Consider the following 1836-nt stretch of genomic DNA (forward strand, 5'->3'; position numbering starts at 1 on the left):
CCGGGCCAGCACGAGGATCGACAACGTGCCGATCAGCGCCGCCGCGAACCGCCAGCCGAACGGGTTCATCCCGAACAGCCACTCACCCGCCGCGATCATCCACTTGCCCAGCGGCGGATGCGCGACGAACGAGGCGCAGTCGGACGACTGGGGGCACTGGCGGAAGATGTCCAGGTTCCCGGCGATGAGCCGCCGGTCGGCGATCGGGTTCTTGGCGTCGCCCAGCATGGCGCGCTCGACGCCGTACCTGAGCAGGGACCAGGCGTCCTTGGCGTAGTAGGTCTCGTCGAAGACCACGGCCTTCGGCTCACCGAGGCGGACGAACCGCAGCAACCCGCCGAAGAGGGCGACCAGCAGCGGCCCCGCCCACCCTAAGAGGGGCCGCCCCTGGAACGGCGGGACCAGCCGTCGTGCCGTCTCCCCCATGTCGATCACCCTATGCGTTTGTGCACCAGGTCATAAAGTTCGCGTCTCGGCACGCCCGCGCCCTTGGCCACGTCGGCGATGGCGATCTTCCGCTGCTCGCCCTCCGCCACGCGGCGGTCGACCTCGGCGACCAGCTCGTCCATGTCGGGCTCGCCCGCCCCCGGCACGCGGCCCGCGACGACCACGGTGATCTCGCCCTTGACGCCGCCCGCGGCCCACTCGGCCAGCTCGCCGAGACTGCCGCGGCGCACCTCCTCGTACGTCTTGGTCAGCTCGCGGCAGACGGCGGCGGGCCGGTCGGCCCCGAACGCCTCCGCCATCGCGCCCAGCGACTCGGCCAGCCGGTGGGGGGCCTCGAAGAAGACCATCGTCCGCTCCTCGGCCGCCAGCGCGGACAGCCGCCGCGCCCGGTCGCCGGTCTTGCGCGGCGGGAAGCCCTCGAAGCAGAACCTGTCGCTGGCCAGCCCCGACACGGCGAGGGCCGTGGTGACGGCGCTCGGCCCCGGCAGCGCGGTCACCGTGATGCCCGCCTCGACCGCCAGGTGGGTCAGGCGGTAGCCGGGGTCGGACACCCCGGGCATCCCGGCGTCGGTGATGACCACGACCGTACGGCCCTGTCTCAGCGCCTCGACCAGCTCCTGGGCGCGGCCCGCCTCGTTCTGGTCGTAGTAGGACACCACCCGGCCGCTGATCTCCACGCCCAGCTCGGTGGCGAGCCTGCGCAGCCGTCTGGTGTCCTCGGCGGCCACCACGTCGGCGTCGGCGAGCACCTCCCGCAGCCGCGGCGAGACGTCACCCGCCTGACCGATGGGGGCTCCGGCCAGCACCAACCTGCCTTCTCCAGTCACCCGACCATTGTGGCAGGGCATACCAATTAGACCGTGATTCTTGCAGTACCTAACGGCTTGGGGCCCGTACGATGTCCGAATGGCGGTGACCGATTCCCCGTACCAGGCCTACGACAACCCGGAGGTCGGCGAGAGTCAATCGCAGACGCGGTCCCTGCGTGACCGGGTGATCCCCCCCATGCGTGGCAGCGTCCTGTGGGGGTGGGTCGGCCCGCTGCTGGTCACGCTCTTCGGCGGCATCCTGCGCTTCGTCAACCTGGGCCACCCGCGGGCCGTGGTCTTCGACGAGACCTACTACATGAAGGACGCCTTCTCCCTGATCAACTGGGGCGTCGAGCGCGTCACGATCAAGGACGCGGACAAGGCGATCCTGGCCGGGAAGACCGACATCTGGCAGTCGTGCACGCAGGAGACGCTCGACAAGTGCGCCTCGTACGTGGTGCACCCGCCGCTCGGCAAGTGGATGATCGGCGCCGGTGAGTGGCTGTTCGGGCTCAACCCGTTCGGCTGGCGGTTCGCCGCGGCGCTGATCGGCACGTTGTCGATCCTCGTGCTGGCCCGC

General features: G+C 70.6%; 1 protein-coding gene and 2 pseudogenes. 1 reads left to right on the forward strand and 2 read right to left on the reverse strand.

Annotation, left to right across the window (positions count from 1 at the left end):
- Both ACWCSD_RS52220 and rsmI read right to left on the reverse strand, forming a co-directional pair.
- Positions 1 to 426, reverse strand: a pseudogene (locus ACWCSD_RS52220) (phospholipid carrier-dependent glycosyltransferase); the annotation flags it as partial.
- A gap of 5 nt (positions 427 to 431) precedes the next feature.
- Positions 432 to 1274 carry a 16S rRNA (cytidine(1402)-2'-O)-methyltransferase gene (gene rsmI / locus ACWCSD_RS52225; protein WP_397161450.1) on the reverse strand — a complete coding sequence of 281 codons (843 nt, stop codon included), beginning with the start codon at positions 1272 to 1274 and terminating at the stop codon, positions 432 to 434.
- 79 nt (positions 1275 to 1353) lie between these two features.
- Here rsmI and ACWCSD_RS52230 point away from each other — a divergent pair.
- Positions 1354 to 1836 (forward strand): annotated as a pseudogene (locus ACWCSD_RS52230) (phospholipid carrier-dependent glycosyltransferase); the annotation flags it as partial.

The sequence above is a fragment of the Nonomuraea sp. NPDC001684 genome (assembly GCF_053596515.1).